This is a genomic window from Microbacterium allomyrinae, from assembly GCF_020682705.1.
In the GTDB taxonomy this organism is placed as follows: domain Bacteria; phylum Actinomycetota; class Actinomycetes; order Actinomycetales; family Microbacteriaceae; genus Microbacterium; species Microbacterium allomyrinae.
The window spans coordinates 1,177,444-1,198,575 of sequence record NZ_JAGTTN010000001.1 but is presented as its reverse complement, the minus strand read 5'-3'; the positions used below and the strand labels follow the sequence as shown (position 1 = coordinate 1,198,575).

The 21,132-nt window shown below is 71.3% G+C and carries 17 protein-coding genes; all 17 read right to left on the bottom strand.

Annotated features, from left to right (window positions below):
* Window positions 1-469: 469 nt before the first annotated feature.
* The 17 genes from KEC57_RS05500 to KEC57_RS05425 all read right to left on the bottom strand — a co-directional run bounded on the left by KEC57_RS05500 (window position 470) and on the right by KEC57_RS05425 (window position 21,051).
* Window positions 470-1,963, bottom strand: a complete 1,494-nt coding sequence (locus KEC57_RS05500) for an aldehyde dehydrogenase (NADP(+)) (RefSeq protein WP_229383510.1) — start codon at window positions 1,961-1,963, stop codon at window positions 470-472.
* Between the two features lie 29 nt (window positions 1,964-1,992).
* Complete coding sequence (locus tag KEC57_RS05495; RefSeq protein ID WP_308187572.1) at window positions 1,993-2,721, bottom strand: enolase C-terminal domain-like protein; 729 nt, start codon at window positions 2,719-2,721, stop codon at window positions 1,993-1,995.
* A gap of 39 nt (window positions 2,722-2,760) precedes the next feature.
* Window positions 2,761-3,366, bottom strand: a complete 606-nt coding sequence (locus tag KEC57_RS19070; RefSeq protein WP_308187571.1) for a hypothetical protein — start codon at window positions 3,364-3,366, stop codon at window positions 2,761-2,763.
* A complete protein-coding gene (locus KEC57_RS05490) occupies window positions 3,366-4,265 on the bottom strand; it encodes a 5-dehydro-4-deoxyglucarate dehydratase (protein ID WP_229383509.1) in 900 nt (299 codons plus the stop codon). The genes KEC57_RS19070 and KEC57_RS05490 overlap by 1 nt, the downstream gene beginning before the upstream one ends.
* The gene (locus KEC57_RS05485; protein WP_229383508.1) at window positions 4,262-5,320 is read right to left on the bottom strand and encodes an NAD-dependent epimerase/dehydratase family protein; all 1,059 of its coding nucleotides are present in this window, start codon (window positions 5,318-5,320) and stop codon (window positions 4,262-4,264) included. Before KEC57_RS05485 ends, KEC57_RS05490 begins: the two co-directional genes overlap by 4 nt.
* A complete protein-coding gene (locus tag KEC57_RS05480) occupies window positions 5,317-6,678 on the bottom strand; it encodes a Gfo/Idh/MocA family protein (protein ID WP_229383507.1) in 1,362 nt (453 codons plus the stop codon). Before KEC57_RS05480 ends, KEC57_RS05485 begins: the two co-directional genes overlap by 4 nt.
* Window positions 6,679-6,753: 75 nt before the next feature.
* Window positions 6,754-7,752, bottom strand: coding sequence for a LacI family DNA-binding transcriptional regulator (locus KEC57_RS05475; protein ID WP_229383506.1), 999 nt, complete (start codon window positions 7,750-7,752; stop codon window positions 6,754-6,756).
* 609 nt (window positions 7,753-8,361) lie between these two features.
* Entirely contained in the window at window positions 8,362-9,396 is a 1,035-nt protein-coding gene (locus KEC57_RS05470) for a LacI family DNA-binding transcriptional regulator (RefSeq protein WP_229383505.1), read from the bottom strand.
* Window positions 9,397-9,771: 375 nt separating this feature from the next.
* Window positions 9,772-10,653 carry a sugar phosphate isomerase/epimerase family protein gene (locus KEC57_RS05465; protein ID WP_229383701.1) on the bottom strand — a complete coding sequence of 294 codons (882 nt, stop codon included), beginning with the start codon at window positions 10,651-10,653 and terminating at the stop codon, window positions 9,772-9,774.
* A gap of 133 nt (window positions 10,654-10,786) precedes the next feature.
* Window positions 10,787-12,004, bottom strand: coding sequence for a dihydrodipicolinate synthase family protein (locus KEC57_RS05460; RefSeq protein ID WP_229383504.1), 1,218 nt, complete (start codon window positions 12,002-12,004; stop codon window positions 10,787-10,789).
* A 6-nt stretch (window positions 12,005-12,010) separates the two neighbouring features.
* Window positions 12,011-13,207 carry a Gfo/Idh/MocA family protein gene (locus KEC57_RS05455; protein ID WP_229383503.1) on the bottom strand — a complete coding sequence of 399 codons (1,197 nt, stop codon included), beginning with the start codon at window positions 13,205-13,207 and terminating at the stop codon, window positions 12,011-12,013.
* A gap of 151 nt (window positions 13,208-13,358) precedes the next feature.
* On the bottom strand, window positions 13,359-14,909 hold the full coding sequence (gene arfA, locus KEC57_RS05450) for an arabinosylfuranosidase ArfA (protein ID WP_229383502.1): 1,551 nt from the start codon (window positions 14,907-14,909) through the stop codon (window positions 13,359-13,361).
* 97 nt (window positions 14,910-15,006) lie between these two features.
* Window positions 15,007-16,287, bottom strand: a complete 1,281-nt coding sequence (locus KEC57_RS05445; RefSeq protein ID WP_229383501.1) for an ABC transporter substrate-binding protein — start codon at window positions 16,285-16,287, stop codon at window positions 15,007-15,009.
* 36 nt (window positions 16,288-16,323) lie between these two features.
* Window positions 16,324-18,447, bottom strand: a complete 2,124-nt coding sequence (locus KEC57_RS05440) for a beta-galactosidase (RefSeq protein WP_229383500.1) — start codon at window positions 18,445-18,447, stop codon at window positions 16,324-16,326.
* A 36-nt stretch (window positions 18,448-18,483) separates the two neighbouring features.
* Entirely contained in the window at window positions 18,484-19,131 is a 648-nt protein-coding gene (locus tag KEC57_RS05435) for a hypothetical protein (protein ID WP_229383499.1), read from the bottom strand.
* 4 nt (window positions 19,132-19,135) lie between these two features.
* Entirely contained in the window at window positions 19,136-20,059 is a 924-nt protein-coding gene (locus KEC57_RS05430; protein WP_229383498.1) for a carbohydrate ABC transporter permease, read from the bottom strand.
* Entirely contained in the window at window positions 20,056-21,051 is a 996-nt protein-coding gene (locus KEC57_RS05425) for a carbohydrate ABC transporter permease (RefSeq protein ID WP_229383497.1), read from the bottom strand. The genes KEC57_RS05430 and KEC57_RS05425 overlap by 4 nt, the downstream gene beginning before the upstream one ends.
* Window positions 21,052-21,132: the final 81 nt, after the last annotated feature.

Genomic DNA, 21,132 nt, shown 5'->3' with positions numbered 1-21,132 from the left:
GAGTTTCCCGCCCCGCGGTGCGGGATCCGCCCCGGGGTGGAGGGTGCGGGGCCTGGGGTGTGGGGAGCGCGGGTACGGATGTCGGGTTCGGGGAGTGTCGGGTCTTCGGGCACGTCGAGTGTTCGGTTGTACCGGTCGCGCCGGACCGAGCGTGGTCGCATTCGTGGGTGCAGATTCCGCCCCGGGGCGCTTGCGGCACGCGGGGGCGTGAGTTTCCCGCCCCGCGGTGCGGGATCCGCCCCGGGCGGAGGGTGCGGGGCCTGGGGTGTGAGTTTTCCGCCCCGCGGTGCGGGATCCGCCCCGGGGTGCTTGCGGCACGCGGGGGCGTGAGTTTCCCGCCCCGCGGTGCGGGACCCGCCCCGGGGCGGAGGGTGCGGGGGCAGGGGGCAGGGGGCGTGGGGAGCGCGGGTCGCGCGGCGCCGGACCGCCCCCGCCGACGCAAACGTCCACCCGGTCGAGCCGAGGTGCCCTACGGCAGCCGCAGCACCCCGTTGCGGCGGTGTGGCAGCGTCGCGAGCGCCTCGTCGCGAAGCACCGCGGGCAGCAGGTGCGCGGGGGCATCCTGGAACACCACCGGGCGCAGGAACCGGCGGATCGCGGTCGCCCCGACCGAGGTGTGCAACGAGGTCGTCGCCGGCCAGGGGCCGCCGTGGTGCTGCGACCAGGTCACGGCGACACCGGTCGGCCAGCCGGCGAAGAGCACGCGACCGACCTTGCGCTCCAGTACCGCGAGCACGGCATCGACGTCGTCGCCCGTCTCGGAGTGCAGTGTCCCGGTGAGCGAGCCCGGGACCGCCTCGAGCGCGGCGACCAGCTCTGCCGGCGTCGAGTACCGCACGAGCAGGGTGACCGGGCCGAAGCACTCTTCGAGCAGTGCCGTGGGGCGGGCGGCGACGGCAGCGGCATCCGTCGTCAGCACCACCGGCCGGGCGGCGCCGTCCGCGGCGGGAAGGCCCCGCGCGAGCGCCGTCACCGACGGGTCGGCCTCGAGGTGCGCGATGCCGGAGGGGAACGCCTCGGTGATGCGATCGGTGAGCAGCGGTCCGCCCGCGCTGCCCGTGGCGAAGCCGGCGACGAGGTCCTCGAACCCCGCGCCCGCGGGGACGAACACGACGCCGGGCTTGGTGCAGAATTGCCCGACGCCGAGCGTGAATGATCCGACCAGGCCCTGGGCGAGCGCCTCGCCGCGCGCGGCGACGGCGGCCGCGGTGATCACGACGGGATTGACCGAGCCCAGCTCGCCGTAGAAGGGGATGGGGTCGGGGCGACCGTTCGCGAGATCGAACAACGCGCGCCCCCCGCCGAGCGAGCCCGTGAAGCCGGCGGCCTGGATCGTCGGGTGCTGCACGAGCGCGTTGCCGGCCTCGCGACCCACCACGAGCCCGAGCGATCCCTCGGGAGCGCCCGCCTCGACGAGAGCCGAGGCGACGATCGCCGCGGTGCGCTCCGAGAGTCGTGGATGGCCCGAATGTGCCTTGACGATGACGGGGTTTCCGGCGGCGAGAGCCGATGCGGTGTCGCCGCCGGCGACCGAGAACGCGAAGGGGAAGTTCGACGCCGCGAACACCGCGACCGGGCCGACGCCGGTGAGCGTGCGACGCAGTTCGGGGCGCGGCGGGGTCGCGGAAGGATCGGCGTCGTCGATCGTGAGTTCGAGGTACGACCCCTCTTCGACGACGGCCGCGAACAGGCGCAGCTGTCCGCTGGTGCGTCCGACCTCGCCGCGCAGCCGCGTCTCGCCCAGTCGCGTCTCTTCATCGGCGATCGCGACCAGCTCGTCGATGTGGGCGTCGAGGGCATCGGCGGCCGCACGCAGCCATGAGGCGCGGGTCGCAGCATCCGCCGCCCGCCATACCGGGGCAGCCGTGGCCGCCGCCGCCGCGAGGGCATCGAGCTCGGCCGTCGACGTCGACGTCGGCCGAGAGTGCGCGAAGTGCTGCTGGAAGGCGGTTCTCTGGGACATTCTGTGCACTTTCGACGGGGTGGATGCGATCAAGAGAAGCGGATGCCGAGGCCGACGTGGTCGAGCTCGGTCAGGGTTCCCGCGGTGATGCGCACGGGGGAGGGGTCTCGGAGGGCGCCGAGGGCACCGAAACCGGCGTCCTCGACCTCCTCGACCAGGGGTGCTGCGATGCCTGGAACGGAGGGGAGGCACCGGGCGAGCTGGCCCGACAGCTCGGGCAGCAGGTGCGGGTGCAGGGCGGCGCCGTGGTGGGCGGCGACGGCCGCGATGCCGAGGAAGGGCGTGATTCCGCCCACCCGCACGATGTTGGGCTGCACGATCTGCGCGGCGCCGGTGCGGAGGAAGTCGTCGAAGCGGAAGGTGGTGTGCAGGTTCTCGCCGACCGCGATCGGGATCGCGCTCGACGCGGCGAGGCGCTTGGCGAGCTCGCCGTGCCCGTACAGGTCGTCGGCGCGGAGGGGCTCCTCGATCCACGCCGGTCCGATCTCGGCCAGCACGTCGAGCGAGCGGGTCGCGTGGTCCAGGTCCCACCGCTGGTTGGCGTCGATCATGAGCGCGCGATCGGGGCCGAGCACCTCGCGCACCGCCCGCATGCGGTCGAGGTCCTCGGCGACATCGGGCTTTCCCACCTTCACCTTCACGGCGTCGAAGCCCGCGTCGACCCAGCGCCGTACCTGTGCGACGAGCTCGTCCTGCGTGTAGTGCAGATTCACGCCCGAGCCGTATGCCTTCACCTCCTCGCGCTGTGCGCCGAGCACGCCCGACAGCGACGTGCCGTCGGCGCGGGACGCGGCATCTCACAGCGCGAGATCCAGGCCGGCCAGCGCGATCGTGGTGAGTCCGCCCCCGCCCGCCTCGTGCAGGTGCCGCCAGGCATCGCCCCACAGCGATGCCGGGTCGGCCGTGCGGCCCGTCGCGAACGCCGCGATGTCGTGGGAGAGGAGGGCATGCACCGCCTCGGCGCCGATCTGGGGCGTCCACGAGAAGCCCCACCCCTCGGCGCCGTCGGAGCGCACCACGTGCGTCGCGATCACGCCGACCGACGTCACCTCGGCACCCCAGGCGCGGGTGAGGGGCACGCGGAGCGGCCGCGCGTCGAACGCGGCAATCGTGGAGGTCGTGCCCTCGTGCGCGACGGCTCCGGGCGTCGCGCCGGCGGGCGTGGGGACGGTCGTGCCCTCGTGTGTGACGGCTCCGGGCGTCGCGCCGGCGGGCGTGGGGACGGTCGTGCCGTCGTGTGTGACGGCTCCGGGCGTCGCGCCGGCGGGCGTGGGGACGGTCGTGCCGTCGTGTGTGACGGCTCCGGGCGTCGCGCCGGCGGGCCTGGGGACGGTCGTCACCGCACCGCTCGCTGCGCGCCCGGATGCTCCGAACGGCGCGCCGGCCGGCGACGGGACGGTCATCACAGCAGCGCTCGCCCCGCCTCGAGGATCTGGGCGAGGCGCGCCTGCTGCGCCGGCGTCGGATCGACCAGCGGGGCACGCACCGAGCCGACCGGCAGACCGCCGAGACGCAGGCCCGCCTTGATGAGCGAGACGCCGAAGCCCGGGGTTTCGTCGCGCAGCGTCACGAGCGGCGAATAGAAGCCGTCGAGGAGGGCGCCCCGGCGCACCTCGTCGCCCGCGACATAGGCGCGGTAGTACGCGTTCGCGACCTCGGGGATCATCGCGAACGCCGCGGAGGAATAGAGCGGAATGCCGATGCCCCGGTAAGCGCCCTGCGTGAGCTCGGCGGTGAGCAGGCCGTTGAAGAACGCGAAGTCCTCGCGCCCTTCCGCGGCCACGGCGCGCACGATCTGCTGCGCGACGCCGATGTCGCCGACGCCGTCCTTGAAGCCCACGACCTTGGGATTCTGCGCGAGACGACGCACCGACTCGACCGAGTACTGGGCGTTGCCGCGGTGATAGATCACGACGGGAAGATCGGATGCCGCGGCCACCGCCTCGACGTAGGCCACGAGCCCGGCCTGCGGGCCCCCCACGAGGTATGGCGGCAGAACGAGCAGCGCGTCTGCACCCGCGTCGGACGCGGCCCGCGCGAGCGCGGTGGCGTGGCCGAGCGGCCCGCCGGTGCCGGCGACAACGGGCACGCGGCCGGCGACCGTCTCGGTCGCGATCCGCACGACATGCGCGGCTTCGCCCTCCGAGAGCGCATGGAACTCGCCCGTGCCGCACGCCGGGAAGACACCGCCCGGGGAATGAGCGAGCGTGTCGTGGATGTGGCGGCGCAGCACGTCGTCATCTATGCGTCCGTCCGCGTCGAACGGCGTGACGGGGAAGAAGAGGATGCCGTCGAAGTTCACGCCAGCACGTCCTTTCGCGGGGTCGTGAGGTCGGGGTCCGTGCGTGTCGTCCCGCTTCGCCCGCCGGATGAGCGGGAGAGGTCGCCATGCTCGTGGTGCTCGCCGGTCTCGCCGCGTCCGTCGCGTTCGCCGGTCTCGCCGCGCCCGCCGGCTTCGCCGCCCTCGCCGAACTCGCCGCGCCAGGAGTGGGCGGGGCGCCAGCCGAGCACGCGCCTCGCCTTGGCGTTCGAGAACGCCGGTGCGGTGCCGGTGAGCCCGGCGGCGAGGGCATCGGTGCCCGGCACGAACTGCGGCAGCAGCTCGGCGAGCGGGCGGCGCGCCAGCGCGTCATCGGCTGCGACGAAGAAGACCTCGGCGTTGGGGATGTCGGGGAGGGCTTCGAGGAGCGTGTCGACGAAGGTCGCGACATCGCGTGCGTCGACGTAGTTGAAGAGGGCTGGCGCCGACAGCGCCGGGTCGGCGAGCCGCTCGCGCACGGTGTGACCCTGCTGCGTCGGAGCGCCGTCCCATTCCTCGGGGGCGATGACGTAGCAGGGGCGGAACGCCGCGAACCGTGTGGCGTCGCCGGTCTGGCGTGCGAGCATCGCGATCGTCTGCTCGGCGAGGTGCTTGGAGAGCGCGTACGCGTTCCAGGGCCGCGGCACGGTCTCCTCGTCGAGCGGAAAGCGGTCGGGCAGCCATCCCCGAGGCGCGCCGTAGCCGAGGACCGTGGGGCTCGAGGCCGTCACGATCTTCGGCACGCCGGCCCCGGCTCCGGCCGACAGCACGTTCAGCGCGAGCGCGGCGTTGGTGTGCAGGATGACGTCCTCGGGTGCGCTGAACGGCACGGCGATCGCGGCGAGGTGGATGAGCGCGTCGGCGCGGGCATCCGAGATCGCGCCGGCCGCGGCATCCGCGTCGGTGAGGTCGACCGGGATCTGCGCGATGCCGGCCAGCTCGGGGGCATCGGACACGGCGCGGTCGAGCGAGATCAGCTCGTGCCCGGCCTGGGCGAGGCCCGCGACGAGGGTGCGGCCGAGGCGCCCTGCACCGCCGGTGACGGCGATGCGGCTCATGATCGGCGAGCGGCCGCCGCGTCGGCCGCGCTGTCGGCTTCGAGGAAGCGGATGCCGAGGTCGGCGATGCGCACCGGAAGCCCGGTTTCGAGCGACCGGTTGCCGGCGATGCCGACGGAGATGGAGCGGACGCCGTCGCGCCAGTCCGCGGGGCGGGAGAGCGGATCGTCGCCGGAGCCTTCGAACACGTCGGCGAGAAGCAGTGCGTCGCCGCCGCCGTGCCCGTCGCCGGTGCTCTCGATCGGCACCTCGTACGCGGCCTCCCAGTGCTTCTGCACGATGAGGCGCTCGCCTTCGGGTCGCAGTGCTCCCGACGCGCCGGCGTCGACCGCGCTGGGATCGAGAACCGGATGCAGCCCCTCGTCGGCAAGGACCGCGCCGCGCTCGACCACCTCGAGCTCTGCCCGACCGAGGGTGCCGTTGACGGCGACGCGGTAACCCTCCCACGGGGAGTGCGCGTTGAGTGAATAGCTGAGCGTCGCGCCCGAGGCGTAGTCGACGACGAGGGCGAGGTTGTCCTCGATCGTGATGCCCTCGCCGAACACATCGCGGTCGCGGAGGTATCCGTCGTGCTGTTCGGCATCGAGGTAGAGGGCCTTCAGGCGCTCGTCGTCGCGCAGGTCCAGCTCGAACGGGTCCCCGCCGTCGTGCGTGCCGCGAGCAGGACGGCCCCGGATGCCGCGGGCTGCGGCATTTGCGGCGCCGTAGAAGCGCAGCGCGCCCGACGCGTAGACGCGGCGCGGAGTCGAGCGGATCCACCAGTTGACCAGGTCGAAGTGGTGGCTGGCCTTGTGAACCAGCAGGCCGCCGGAGTGCACCTTCTCGCGGTGCCAGCGGCGGAAATAGTCGGCGCCGTGCGTGGTGTCGAGCACCCAGGAGAAGTCGATCGAGGTGACCGCGCCGATGGTGCCGTCCTGGATGACCTGGCGCAGAGCGCTGTTGCGGGGGGAGTAGCGGTAGTTGAACGTGATGACGACCTCGCCGCCGGTGCGGTCTATCGCGTCCTCGATCGCCGCCGCGCTCGGGGCGTCGATCGTCAGCGGCTTCTCGACCACGACGTCGGCACCCGCGTCCAGCGCTCGGACGATCAAGGGCGCGTGCAGGTCGTCGCGCGCGCAGATCACGACGCGGTCGATGCGCTGCTCGCGGATCATCCGCTCGAGATCGTCCGGCGCGTAGATCACGGGAGCGCTCTGCCCGGCGGCGACGATGCGGTCGACGTAGTACTGCGCACGCACGGGGTTCGGCTCGCAGATCGCGATGAGCCGCGCGTCGTCGGCGTACGGGCCGGTGATCGCGTCGACGTACATCTGGGCGCGGTGACCCGCTCCGATGAGGGCGTACCGGCGGTGGCTCATCTCACTCCTTCAGGAAACGTTTTCTCAGGGTAGCATGGAGGGTGGGAAAGCGCTCGCCCAGATGCGGGGCCGGAGTCAGCTGCGGGCGCGTCCGGTCGAGCCGCGCACCGTGAGCCGGGGCAGGAGCAGGAGCGGATGCCGCGCCTCGGCACCCTCGAGAAGGTCGCGCATGCGCGACCAGGCCTGGGCGCCGAGCTCGCCCGCCGGCACCGCCGCCGTGGTCAGCGGCGGGGTCGTATAGCTGGCGAAGGGGATGTCGTCGAAGCCGACGATCGAGAGGTCGTCGGGCACGCGGCATCCGCTCGCCTGCACGGCGCTGAGAAGCCCCATCGCGACCAGGTCATTGAACGCGAGCGAGGCGGTCGCCCCCGAAGCGAGCACCGCCGGCGCTGCTGACGCACCGGCGTCGAAGTCGACGCCGCAGGGGATCTCGGTGATCTCGGTGTCGGCGTGAGCGGCGCGGAAGGCCCCGATCGCGTCGAGGCGCGCGGCGTTCGCGACGCTCTGCGCGGTGCCCGCGAGGAACACGATTCGGCGGTGCCCGAGCGCGCGCAGGTGCTCGAGCTCTGCCGCGAGTGCCGCGCGATAGTCCGCGCGGACGGTGGGGACCTCGCCCGAGGACCGGTTGATGAGCACGACGGGGCGGAGCCCCCCGACCAGGCGGTCGAGCTCGGCCTGGTCGAGGCGCGGCGCGCACAGGATCACGCCGTCGGTGCGGCGGCGCGTGGTGATGGCGAGGATGCGCTCCTCGTCGATCGATTCGGCGGAGTCTGCGACGAGCACGTGATAGTCGTCGGCTGCCGCGGCGCGGCTGAGGCCGCGCAGGATCGCCTGGAACGTGGGGTTCGCGAGGTCGGGAACGACGACCGCGACGGTCTGGGTGCGGCCGAGCACCAGGCTGCGGGCGACCGGACTGGCGGTGTAGTCGAGTGCGGCCGCGGCATCCTTCACGCGCTCCGCGAGCACGGGGTCGACCGTCGGGTTGCCGTTGAGCGCGCGCGAGACCGTCGAGAGCGAGACGCCGGCCCGGGCGGCGACGTCGGCGATCGTCACGCCCTTCGGTGGTCGAGGCATCCGTCACTCCTTCGGTCGGGTGTGCGCTCAGCCTAACCGCGGAGGAAACGTTTCCCCGGCCGCCGCCGGGCGGAGATCGGCGCCGTCGGACCGTTGCCTCGCGCACAGGCTCGGCGTGCGTGGGCGAAGCCGGGCGGGCGGGGCGGCCAGCGGGCGGGCGAGGCCGGGCGGCGGGGAAGGCCAGGCGGGCAGGAGACCGAGCGGCGGGGAAGGCCAGGCGGGCAGGCGGCCGAGCGGCGGGGAAGGCCAGGCGGGCAGGCGGGCGAGCGGCGGGGAAGGCCAGGCGGGCAGGCGGCCGAGCGGCGGGGAAGGCCAGGCGGGCAGGCGGCCGGGCGGCGGGGAAGGCCAGGCGGGCAGGAGGCCGGGCGGCGGGGAAGGCCAGGCGGGCAGGCGGCCGGGCGGCGGGGAAGGTCAGAGAGCGGGGAATGCCGAGCGGTGGGGAAGACCGAGCGGGCCGGGAAGACCAGCGGGTGGGAGGCCGAGCGGCAGGGATGACGAGTTTGGGAACGCCCGAGCGGGCGGGGATGCCGATCCGCAGGATAGCCGAACGGGCAGCCTCACCGTTCACGGCGCGGCGGTAAGCCAACCGAGGCGGAGCCCCGCAGCGCCTCAGGTGCGCGGCGGAGTGCTGCCGCGCACGATGACCTCGAGGGGGAGGGAGGGCTGCGTCGCATCCCACTCCGGTTCGAGCATCGCGTGCAGTGCGCGGTAGCCGAGGTCTTCGAGGGGGACGCGCACCGTGGTGAGGCCGGGGCGCACGTCGCGACCGGTCGAGATGTCGTCGAATCCGGCCACCGCGACGTCCGCGCCGACGTGCCGGCCGGCATCCCGGATCGCCGACATGATGCCGATCGCGACGACGTCGCTGATGCCGAAGATCAGCGTGCCCGCCGGAAGATCGCCCGCGAGAAGATCCTGCGCCGCGGCGTACCCGGCGTCACGGGTGAAGCCCGCGCGGCGCACCTCGCGAACGGTCCCGCCGGCAGCAGTGAAGCCTTCCGTGAATCCCGCGAGGCGGTCGTCGGAGGTGCGGATCCCCTCGGATGCCGCGACCACCACCGCATCGCGATAGCCGAGGCCGCCGAGCTCGGCGCCCAGCGCCGCCGCGCCCGAGCGGTTGTCGATCGCGACGGAGCGCGTGTCGGCGGGGCTCGGCCCGAGCATCACCACGCGTCCGCCCATCGCCGTGAAGGCGTCGAGCTCGTTCTGCAGGCCCACGGCGTCGGCGCCTTCGGTGCGGGAGGCCGCCAGGATCAGGCCGCGCGGTCGCTGGCCGCGCAGAGCCCGGACGAGCCGCACCTCGCGCTGCGGGTCGCGTTCGGTGATGGCGATCGTGACCACCAGGCCCGCCTCATCGGCGCCGCGGGCGACGCCGGACGCGAGCTGTGCGAAGTAGGGGTCGGCGATGTCGGCGACCAGCAGGGCGACGATCGCGGCAGTGCCGCGGGCGGTCGCCTGAGCGGAGAGATTGGCGGTGTAGCCGAGCTTCTCGGCGGCCGCCTCGACGCGTTCTCGGTAGCTCTCGGCGACCTTGCGAGTCGAACCGTTCAAGACGCGCGACGCGGTAGCGAGAGACACGCCGGCCTCGCGTGCCACGTCGTGGAGTGTTGCGGCGCCTCGGGTCGGCGCAGACTGCTGGCTCACAGCGCCGAGTCTACGTCCCGGGCCCGCGCATCGTCCTCAATCAGCAAGCGTTTTCCTCGGTCCTGCTCGTGGATACACCACAATCGCGCCGAACCACCACGGGGACGGTGGTGTCTCGGCGCGAATACGGTGTATCCCCGCGCCGGCGCAGCGGCCGGCCTGCGTAGACGCCGCGCCAGGGCCGCTTCCGGTCCGCGCCGGTACCGCTTCCGGTCAGCGTCGGGGCCGCGCCGGTACCGCTTCCGGTCCGCGCCAGGGCCGCGCCGGGTCCCCGCAGGTACCACTCCGGGTCCGCGGGCGCAGCGCCTGGGTCGCGCCCGGGCGCAGCCCGGGCAGCGCCGACGGCAGAGACGGTGCAGGGACGGGACGGGGCGGTCAGCCCGCGACCCGCGCGCGCAGGTGCGGGGAGACGGATGCTGCGAACCCCGCGGCCGTGCGCTGCACGGCCAGCAGCGGATCCGTCGCCCAGATCTGCTCGTTGAAGATCTCGACCTCGATGTCGCGGTCGTACCCTGTCGCCTCGACGGCGGCGGTCAGGGAGGCGAAATCGATCACGCCGTCGCCGGGGTAGTGGCGCGCGAGCAGCACGTCCGCGGGCAGCGGGGTCCTCCAATCGCACACCTGATAGGTGGCGATGCGGCCCTCCCGGCCGGCACGCGCGATCTGGCCGAGCACATCCGGGTCCCACCAGATGTGGAACGTGTCGACCGTCGCCCCCACGACTGCCGGGTCGAAGTCCGCCGCGATATCGAGTGCCTGCCCGAGCGTCGAGACGACGCACCGGTCGGAGGCGTACATCGGGTGAAGAGGCTCGATGGCGAGCGTGACACCGGCGGCGGCGGCATCCGGAGCCAGCTCGCCTATCGCGTCGCGCACGCGCTCGCGCGCCCCCGCCAGATCTCGGGATCCCTCGGGCAGGCCGCCGGCGACGAGCACGAGGATCGCGGTCGAGCCCTCTGCCCCGGCGGCGGCGAGTGTCGCGGCCTCTTCGATCGCGATGCGGTTGTCGTCGATCGAGGCGCGGCGGGCGGCGCCCTCGGGCATCGTGAAGAATCCCGAGCGGCAGTGCGTCGTGAAGCGCAGCCCCGAGTCGGCCAGCATCGATGCCGCCGTGGCGAGCCCGACCTCCTGCACCGGCTCGCGCCACAGGCCGATCGCCTGCACGCCAGCGTCGACGGTGACGCGCAGGGCGGTCGCGAGGTCCGCGTACTTGACGGTCGCCTGGTTGATCGACAGGCGCGGGTCGGGGGTATTCATCGGGCTCGCGTTCATCGGGCTCCTCCGTCTTCCATGTCCCGATTTCGCTCGCAGAAGAGGGGGTCGATCGAACGATTTCGGGACACCACGGCGAGAAATCGGGACACGGAGGGCACGGATGCCGCCGCCGCGGTCACGCGATCACCCCTGGCACGTCGAGGCCGTTGTGGCGCAGCATCCCGTGCCAGCGAATCGCGGCGAGCTCGGGCTGCTCGAGCGAGAGCGAGGAGTTCGCGAGCTCGACGATGCGCGAGAGATGCGGAAGGCTGCGCGCGGAGTGCAGGCCGCCGACCATCTGGAATGCGTCCTGATGACCGTTAAGCCATGACAGGAACGCGACACCGGTCTTGTAATAGAAGGTCGGCGCGGCGAACACCTGCCGGCTGAGCTGCTCGGTCGGACCGAGGATCTCCAGGTAGCGCGCCGGATCACCGGCGTCGAGCGCCTGGATCGCGGCCGACGCGACCGGCGTGATCGCTGCGAACGCGCCGAGGAGGGCGTCGGAGTGCTGACGCGACGAGGCGGGATCGCGGTCGGGCTGGGTCGCGTCGGGCACGTCCTGCCCGCCGATGAGGCCGACGTAATTGAAATCGTCGCCTGTGAACATGCGCACGCCGTCGGGAAGGCGCTCGCGCACCGACACCTCGGACGCGGCATCCAGCAGGCTCATCTTCACGCCCGCGATCTTGTCGGTGTTCTCGGCGATGATCTCGAGCAGCACGGCGGATGCCTCGCGCCAGTCCGTCGAGCCGAAATAGCCTTCCAGAGAGGGGTCGAACGCCGTGCCGAGCCAGTGCAGCACGACCGGCGTCGTCGCGGCCTGCAGCACCTCGCGGTACACCCGGCGGTAGTCGCCGGCGGATCCCGCGGTGCGCGCGAGGTGCCGCGACGCCATGAGCACGGGGCCGGCGCCCTGCTCCTCGGTGAAGTGCAGCTGCTGCGTGTAGGCGTCGATCACCTGCGCGATCGTGATGTGCTCGTCCTCGACGTGGTCGGTGTTGACCCCGACCACGACCGAGCCACCTTCTTCGCGGGCGACGCCGGCCGAGCGTGCGATGAGCTCGCGTGTCGCCGCGGCGTCGAGGCCCATGTTGCGCTGTGCGGTGTCCATGGCGTCGGCGACGCCGAGACCCCAGGAGTACACCGCCCGACGGAAGCCGAGCGTGGCGTCCCAGTCGACCTCGGCCGGCTGGCCCGGCGTATTGTCGGCCCAGGTCTTCGGCACGACGTGCGCCGCGGCGTAGGCCACGCGGCTGCGGAGCGCGCCCTCGGGTCTGGTGTACCCCGGGGACTCGTTCAGCGGGGCGACCGAGAGCGCCCCGGAGCCCGCGAGAAGGGTGAGGTTGGTCATCGTGAATCAGTCCAGCGACAGCGTCGGCAGTTCGACCTTGCGGCCCTCGCGGCTGGACTGCAGGCCGGCCTCGGCCAGCAGCACGCCGCGCGCGCCCGACAGCAGGTCGAACTCGTACTCGGTGTCAACGACGTAGGAGATGAGGAACTCCTCCCACTGCTGGCGGAAGCCGTTCTGGAACACGTCGTTCGTGGGGACTTCGGCCCAGTCGGCGTCGTAGTCGTGGCCGTCGGCGAGGTCGGGATTCCACACCGGCTTGGGTGTGGCGTTACGGTGCTGGATCTTCGCGCCGAAGAGGCCCACGACCGCGGAGCCGTGGGTGCCGTCGACGTGGAACTCGACGAGCTCGTCGCGGTTCACGCGCACCGTCCAGGACGAGTTGATCTGCGCGATGACGTCGCCCTCGAGCTCGAAGATGCCGTACGCGGCGTCCTCGGCGGTGGCGGTGTAGTGCTCGCCGTTCTCGTCCCAGCGGTCGGCGATGTGCACCGCGGCCTGGGCGTAGACGGACTTGACCTCGCCGAACAGATTCTCCATCACGTAGTTCCAGTGCGGGAACATGTCGACGATGATCCCGCCGCCGTCCTCGGTGCGGTAGTTCCACGACGGGCGCTGTGCGGGCTGCCAGTCGCCCTCGAAGACCCAGTAGCCGAACTCGCCGCGCACCGACAGGATGCGGCCGAAGAAGCCGGAGTCGATGAGGCGCTTGAGCTTCTGCAGGCCGGGCAGGTAGAGCTTGTCGTGCACGACGCCGGTCTTGACGCCGGCATCCTTCGCGAGGCGCGCGAGCTCGAGTGCCTCCTCGACCGTCTCGGCGGTGGGCTTCTCGGTGTAGATGGTCTTGCCGGCAGCGATGGCCTTGCGCAGGGCCGAGGCGCGCGCCTTCGTCACGAGGAAATCGGCATAGATCTCCCAGCGCGGGTCGGCCAGGGCCGCGTCGAGGTCTGTCGTGTAGTCCTCGATGCCGTGCAGCGCGGCGAGATCGGCGAGCTTCGCGGCGCTGCGGCCGACGAGCAGCGGCTTGACCGTGACCTTGGTGCCGTCGGCGAGCTCGATGCCGCCTTGATCGCGGATCGCGAGGATCGAACGCACCAGGTGCTGGCGGTAGCCCATGCGGCCCGAGACGCCGTTCATGATGATGCCGATCTCGCGCACCTGCGGGCGGGCATCGGCCTGAGCCGGAGCGAGCGTCGTGTCGGTCACGATGTTCCTTCTTTCCTTCGGATTCCGGTGGACGTCAGGGTCCGGCCGGGGAGTCTGGGGTCACCCGCTCGGCAAGTGGGTAAACGCTTTCCAATAGTGTGCCACGCGATCGGATGCCGCGCAAGCGCTTTCCCATTGCATCCGACGGGCCTCACGACTTCTCGGTCCCTGACGCGCTCGAGCCGAGTCGGATCGCGGACCACGACACCGCGGGCAGGGAGATGGTGAGGACGGACGAGATGACGGATGCCGCGGCTCGACGCACGCCGACCCGTTCGGGGTCTTCGAGGGAGTTGGCCGCGTACATGTCGTCCTCGTGCAGCAGGTGCGACTCGACGATGGAGAGGTCGTGGCCGAGAGAGGCGACGAGCGGCGAGAGATCGACGCGGAGCTCCGCCGCATCCGTCGTCGAACGGTTCACGACGAAGAGCGACACTCCGTCGTCGTCGATCGTCGCCACGGCGTTCACCACGGTGACCTCGCCGAGCTTCTCGCTCGCGAACGTGCCCGCCTCGACCGGCACCCGCACCGCGCGGCCCCGCGCCAGGCGTGAGGTGAGCGAGAAGGGGAAGAACGTGGTCTGCCGCCAGGCCGGACCGCCGGGCTCGGTCATGATCGGGGCGATGACGTTCACGAGCTGCGCGAGCGATGCCGAGCGCACGCGGTCGGCATGCTGCAGGAGCGTGATGAGCAGGTCGCCGAAGACGACGGCATCGAGGGCGTGGTAGCGGTCCTCCAGCAGGCGGGGCGCGACCGGCCAGCCCGCGTCGTGGATCTCCTCGCCCGAGAGGGTGCCGTCCTCGCGGTGGAGGTACCAGACGTTCCACTCGTCGAACGAGATCATGATGCGCTTGTCGCTCTTGCGCGTGGCAGCCACCGCGTCGGCGATCGCCACGACCGACTCGATGAACTTCGCCATGTCGACGCCTGAGGCCAGGAACTCCTGCGCATCGCCGCCGTGCTCCTGGTAGTACGAGTGGCACGAGATGAAGTCGACGTCGTCGAAGGTGTGCTCGAGCACCTGACGCTCCCACGAGCCGAACGTCGGCATGCTGCGGCCGGACGATCCGCACACCACGAGTTCGATGCCGGGATCGAGCATGCGCATCGCCTTGGCGGTGCGCGAGGCGAGCGCGCCGTAGTCATCGGCGCTGCGATGGCCGAGTTGCCACGGGCCATCCATCTCGTTGCCGAGGCACCACATCTTCACGCCGAACGGGGTCTCGCGCCCGTTCCCGGCACGACGCTCCGTCCACATCGTCGCCGCGGACGCGTTCGCGTACTCGAGCAGGTCGAGTGCCTCCTGCGTGCCGCGGGTGCCGAGGTTGACCGCGAGCATGAGGTCGCTGCCCACGCGGTCGAGCCACGCCTGGAACTCGTGCAGCCCGACCTGGTTCGTCTCGGTGGAGTGCCAGGCGAGGTCCAGTCGGCGCGGACGCTCCGACACGGGGCCGATGCCGTCCTCCCACCGGTAGCCCGACACGAAGTTGCCGCCCGGGTAGCGGATCGTCGAGACGCCGAGCTCTGTGACGAGGTCGACGACATCGGTGCGGAAACCCTCCTCATCGGCCGAGGGATGGCCCGGCTCGAAGATGCCGTCGTAGATGTGACGGCCGAGGTGCTCCACGAAGCCGCCGAAGATGCGGCGATCGATCTCGGCGATCTCGTCGTGCGGATCGAGGCGGGCGACGGCGTCGGTCATGCGGGCTCCTCGGGAGAAGGGCGTCGGATGCCGCGGCGAGGGGTCTCGTCGCGGCATCCGCTGCTGTCATGCGTCGGGCTCGGGCTCGGGGTCGGGCTCAGCCGAGGATGGCGTCGGCCTCGGCGAAGAACTGCGTCACGGCGTCGTCGACCGAAAGCGCGCCGAGTCCGATCGACTTGCCGAGGTCCCAGAAGGTCTGCTCGAGCGAGCCGTAGCCCACGACCGGAACCGGCGGGGCGTCGCCGATGCGGTCGGCGGCGGACTCGATGTAGTCGGCGACCTGCTTGTCGGCGCCCTCGAGGTTCGTGCCGTCGAGCTTCGACGACGAGGCGGGGAAGCCGAGGGTCGTGCCGAAGATCTCACCGGCTTCGGGGCTGTTGACCACGAAGTCGAGGAAGATCGCCGCCGCCTCGGGGTGCTCGGTGTTCGCCGCGATCGCGACCTGGAGCCCGGCCTGACGGTAGAGGTCCTTCGATCCCTCCTCGGCGGTGGGCGGCGCCACGAGCGAGATCGACGAGGCGCCCGAATCGGCGAGGTAGCCGCCCAGGAAGTTGCTCCAGCTCATCTCGCTGGCCGTCGCGCTCGCGCCGAAGCCGGACTTCGGCGAGAGCTCTTCGAGCTTCTGCTGCGGCACGGTGACGCCGTCGCGGATGCCGGCGCCGGACTCCCAGAACGCGCGCAGCTCGTCCTCGGTGAAGCCGAGTTCGCCGTCCTCGGTGTAGAGGTTTCCGCCGTTCGCGCGCAGCGCGAGTTCGAACACCTGGATGCGCTGGGTGTAATCGGTGCCGCCGTAGACCGCACCGCCGGAGGCGTCGGTGACCTCGGCCATCCAGTCGTCGAAGTCCGCGAACGAGGTTCCCGGCTCGGGAGCGTCGACGCCGATCTGGGCAAGCAGGTCGTCGTTGACGAAGTTCGCCCACAGGCTGTACCCGGTCGGCAGCGAGTACTGCACGCCGTCCAGTGCGCCGGTGCCCAGCAGCGATTCCTCGAACGTGGTCGTGTCGATGTGGTCCGCCACCTCGGCGAGATCCAGCAGGTTGCCCGACTCGCCGTACTGCCGCAGGTAGCTGTCGGAGAACTGGAAGACGTCGGGAAGACCCCCGCCGGCGGCCTCGGTCTGGCGCTTCTCCCAGAAGCTGGGGAAGTCCGTGAACGACGTGTTGACCGTGATGTTGGGGTACTCCTCGTTGAACGCCGCGATCAGGTCGTTGTAGCGGGTCGCGCGGTCGTCGTTGCCCCAGAAGGCGAAGTCGAGCGAGACCTTCTCGTCGGGGTCGTACGCGTCGGACGTGCCGGAACTGCCGGAGCAGCCGGCCAGGACGAGCGCGGCGCCCGCGGTCAGTGCGGCCGCGGCGATGAGGATGCGAGGTCGGGGCATTTCAGGGTCTCCTGGAGTGTCGGTCGGAACGGAGGATCAGCGGGCGGAAGTGGGGATGCCGAAGGCGGCGGTCGGTGGTGCCGTCGGTTCGGCGCGAAGTGAGACGGAGTGAGGAGCGGCGCGAGGGGTGGGCCGTGCGTCGCGTGCGACGGGCGCGTAGACGAAGGCGACACCCTGGGCATCGAGTGCCACGAGGTCGACGGCGCCGCCGGTCTCGGCATCCGTCCCGTCGATCGCGACCTCGACGCGCTCGTCGCCGTGGTTGATCAGCGTGACCAGGTCACCGCGGCGTGCGGCCTCGACGCCGGCCGGTAGGCCTGCCACGACGGGACGGACGCCGGATGCCGCCACCACGGCTTCGACGACGGCATCGAGCCCTGCCGCCTCGGGCTGCGTCGCGACATACCAGGCCTCGCCCGCGCCGTGGCGGTGGCGGGTGAGCGCGGGGGAGCCTGCGGCGAGGCCGTCTTCGAAGACGGCGACCACGCTCGCCCCCGCCGCGTGCACGCGTTCGGCGACGAGGCGGCCCGGCAGGATCTGGTCGCCGAGACGGAACGACACGGTGCCGCCCGTGCCCGACTGCTGCGCGGCGAGAACACCGGCACCGACGCCGCTGCCGCCCGTCGAGGGTCCGCCGAGAGCGCCGAAGTCCTCGAAGCGCACACCGAGCGCGGGGGCGAGCTGCGTGAGGAACCCGCCCGAGCGGAACTGGTCGCTGCTGTCGACGATGTCGCTGAACGGGCCCGTGAGCAGGGTCCCGCCTCCCTCGACGAAGCGGAGCAGGGCGGCGGCGCCCTCCTCGCGCAGCAGATAGAGCGCGGGCGCGACGACGAGGTCGTACCCGTCGTCGACCGCTTCGGGGGCGATGATGTCGACCGGGATGCCGCGGGCATGCAGCGCCCCGTACCACTCCTGCGACAGCGCGAGATAGTCGACGTCGGTGGGGTGGTCGCGCTCCTCGACCGCCCACCAGTTCTCCCAGTCGAAGACGAGCGCGGTGCGCGCGTCGCGTCCGGGGGTGGGAAGCTTCGGAAGGGCCGCGAGCCGCGCGCCGAGGTCGGTGACGGCATCCCAGGTGCGAGTCTGCGTGCCGGCGTGCGGAAGCATCGCGGAGTGGAACTTCTCGCTGCCGGCGCGGGACTGCCGCCACTGGAAGAACATGATGCCGTCGGCGCCGCGCGCGATCGACTGTGCCGTCTCGGCCATCAGGGCACCGGGACGCTTGCCGAGATTCGACGGACGCCAGTTGACGGCATCCGTCGCCTGTTCCCACAGCAGCCACGGCACGCCGGGCTTGAGCGAGCGCACGAGATCGCGCTGGAACGCCGCGTCGCGCACCCGGGTGGGGCTTGCCGGATCGGGATAACAGTCGTCCGCGATGACGTCCATGAACGGCGCCCACGTGCGATAGTCAGCGGGCTTGAAGGGGCCCATGAAGTTCGTGGTGATCGGCTGCGTCGCACCCGCCGCGAGCAGGATCTCGCGCTCCAGGAGGTAGCACTCCAGCAGCATGTCGCTCGTGAACCGGCGCCAGTCCAGCATCGACGACGGGTTGTGGCTGTAGGGGGCGAGCCGCGGGGGGAACACCTCGTCGAACGTCCCGTAGCGCTGCGACCAGAAACTCGTGCCCCAGGCATCGTTGAGCGCCTCGACCGTGGCGTAGCGGTTCTGGAGCCAGCCGCGGTACGCGTCGCGCGCGGCATCCGAGAAGTCCATCCACAGGTGGCAGCCGAACTCGTTGCCGACGTGCCACATCACCACGGCCGGGTGATGCGCATAACGCTCGGCGAGGCGGCGGACCAGCTCGCCGGCGAGACGGCGGTAGGTCGGCGAAGCCGGCGCGAAGTGCTGGCGGCTTCCCGGCCAGTACGACGCGCCCGACTCATCGGCCGGCAGCGTCTCGGGGTACTGCGCGCTCACCCACGGCGGGGGCGACGCGGTCGCGGTCGCGAGATTGACGGCGATGCCGCCGGCGTGCAGCTTCTCGATGACGGTGTCGAGCCACGCGAAGTCCCACTCGTCCTCGGCGGGCTGGATGCGCGACCACGCGAAGATGCCGAGGCTCACGATGTTGACGCCGGCCTCGCGCATGAGGCGGACGTCCTCGTCCCACACGTCTTCGGGCCACTGGTCCGGGTTGTAGTCGGCGCCGTACAGCACGTCGAGCAGCTCCTCTGCGTTGCGGGGGTCGGCGGATCAGCGCGTGCGGCGCCGGGCGGGGATGGCGACGACCGCGAGGGCGGCGCATCCGAGTGCGGGAAGGATCAGCGGCACGAGCATCCATGTCGCGACGCCGACGAAGACGGCCGTGGCAGCGAGATACGCGGTGCCCACCGGGTCGGCCGCCAATGTCGCGGAGATGCCGCGCACGGCGCCGCGCCATCCGCTCTCCGGCGTCCACGCACCGGCTGCGGCCAGCAGCGCGACGGCGCCGACGACGAGACCGGCCCAGCCGACGACCGCGATCGCCGCACCGCCCGGCAGCGCTCCGGAGTTCGCCAGGTCGATGTCGAGCGCGAGCAGCAGGGCGAGCACCACCGACACCGCCCCGACGACGAGGCCACCGGGCAGGGCGCGACGGTAGTCCTGCCAGAACAGTCGTGCGTGCGAGGCATCCGCGTCGAGATAACGGCGCAGATGACGGATGCCGGCGGCCAACGCCGCAGGCAGCGTCACGACCGCGATGCCGCCGGCCGCGACCAGCAGCCCGGTCAGCAGCACCTCGCCGAAGAGGGCGAAGGCGCCGGTCGCGCCCGGGAAGCGCGACGGTGCGCGCTCGTCGAGGGTCGGGCCGCTGCCCGATGCGTCGGCGCGGCGTGCTTCTCGCAGCTCTCGGCGGTTCATGTCGTCAGCCCTTCAATCCCTGCGTGGCGACGCCGTCCACGAGGAAGCGCTGGAACACGAGGAAGAACAGGAGTACGGGGATCAGCGCGACGAACGATGCGGTGACCGTGGCGCCGAAGTCGCTGGTCGATGTCTGGTCGTTGTAGAGGCGCAGCGCGATCGGGAGCGGATAGTTCTCGGGGCTGGTGAGGTACAGCAGGGGCCCGAGGAAGTCGTTCCACGCCCAGATGAAGGCGAAGATCGAGCACGTGATGAGCGCGGGCTTGATCAGCGGCAGGATGATCGACCAGAAGATGCGCATGTGCCCGGCGCCGTCGATGCGGGCCGCCTCGTCCATGTCGCGCGGCATCTGGCGGATGAACTGCACCAGCAGGAACACGAAGAACGCCTCGGTGGCGAGGAACTTCGGCAGCAGGATCGGCCAGAAGGTGTCGATCATGTCGAGGTTGTTGAACAGGATGTACTGGGGGATGATCACGACGTGGAACGGCAGCAGCAGCGTGCCGATCATCGCCGCGAACAGTACGCTCAGGCCCTTGAACTGGATGCGGGCGAACGCGTACGCCGCCAGTGCCGACGAGAACACCGTGCCCAGGACACTGCCGACGGCGATGATGAGGGAGTTCGCGAAGAACCTCCACATCGGCACCCCGGCGATGCCCTCCATCACCTTCAGGTAGTTGTCGATGGTGGGGCTGTTCGGAATCAGCCCCATGTTCGTGCCGAACTCGCTGTTGGGCTTGAACGTGGAGAAGAACAGCCACACCAGCGGGTAGAGCACGATCGCGGTGAGGACGATCAGCACCACGAACCAGATCGCGCTCTGCCACGTCTTGCGGCTGACCTTGCGGCGGGGCTGGCGGGGCGTCGCGTCGAGCTGGTTCTCGAGCGTGGCGATGGCGGGTTCGCCGAAACTTGTCGTGCTCATCGGTTGTCTCCGGAGTAGTGGACCCAGGACCGTTGGGTGCGGAACAGGATGAAGGCGATGACGGCGACGACCACCAGCAGCACCCAGGCGATCGCGGCGGCGTAGCCCATCTGGCCGTCGGAGAAGCCGCGCTTGTAGAGGTACAGCGTGATGAAGTTCGTCATCCCGGCGGGACCGCCGGTGCCGTTGGAGATGATGTACGCCGAGGCGAACACCTGGAACGCGCCGATGAGGCCGAGCAGCAGGTTGAAGAAGATGACCGGCGACAGCATCGGGATCGTCACGGCGCGGAACCGGTGCCACGCGCCGGCGCCGTCCATCTCGGCCGCCTCGTACAGCTCCTTCGGGATCTGCTTCAGGCCCGCGAGGAAGATCACCATGGACGCGCCGAACTGCCATACCGCGAGCAGGATCATCGCGGGCAGGACGAGGGCGGGATTGCCGATCCAGCCGCCGAGGTCGATGCCGAAGAAGCTGAGCGAGTTGTCGACGGGGCCGTCGGCCGAGAACATCGCCCGCCACACGATCGCGACGCTGACCGAGCCGCCGATGAGCGACGGTGCGTAGAAGGCCGAGCGGAAGAAGCCGGCGCCGCGGTCGCGGAAGTTCAGGAGCATCGCCACGCCCAGGGCGGCGGCGAGGGTGATCGGGGTGCCCACGAGGACGTAGATCAGGGTGATCTGCGCGGACTGCATGAACGCAGGATCGGACGTGAACATCCGGATGTAGTTGTCGAGCCCGATCCACTTGGGCGGCGAGAAGATGTTGTAGCTCGTGAACGACAGGTACAGCGAGTACACCATCGGCACCAGCGTCAGGCCGAAGAAGCCGACCAGCCACGGGATCAGGAAGCCGTAGCCCGCGAGCGACTCCCGGCGCAGGCGTGCCTTCTGGCCGGGCCTGCCCAGCAGCTCGGGACGGCTCTTTCGGAAGAGGGATCGGCGCGAGGACTTCTCGCCGGTCACGATCACTCTGGTCGCTGTGGTGCTCACGTCGACTCTCCCCTTACGGTGCGGGTGGCCTTGCGGGTGCGGGTGGCCGGGCGGTGCGGGTGGTGGTCCGGGGCCAGGCGC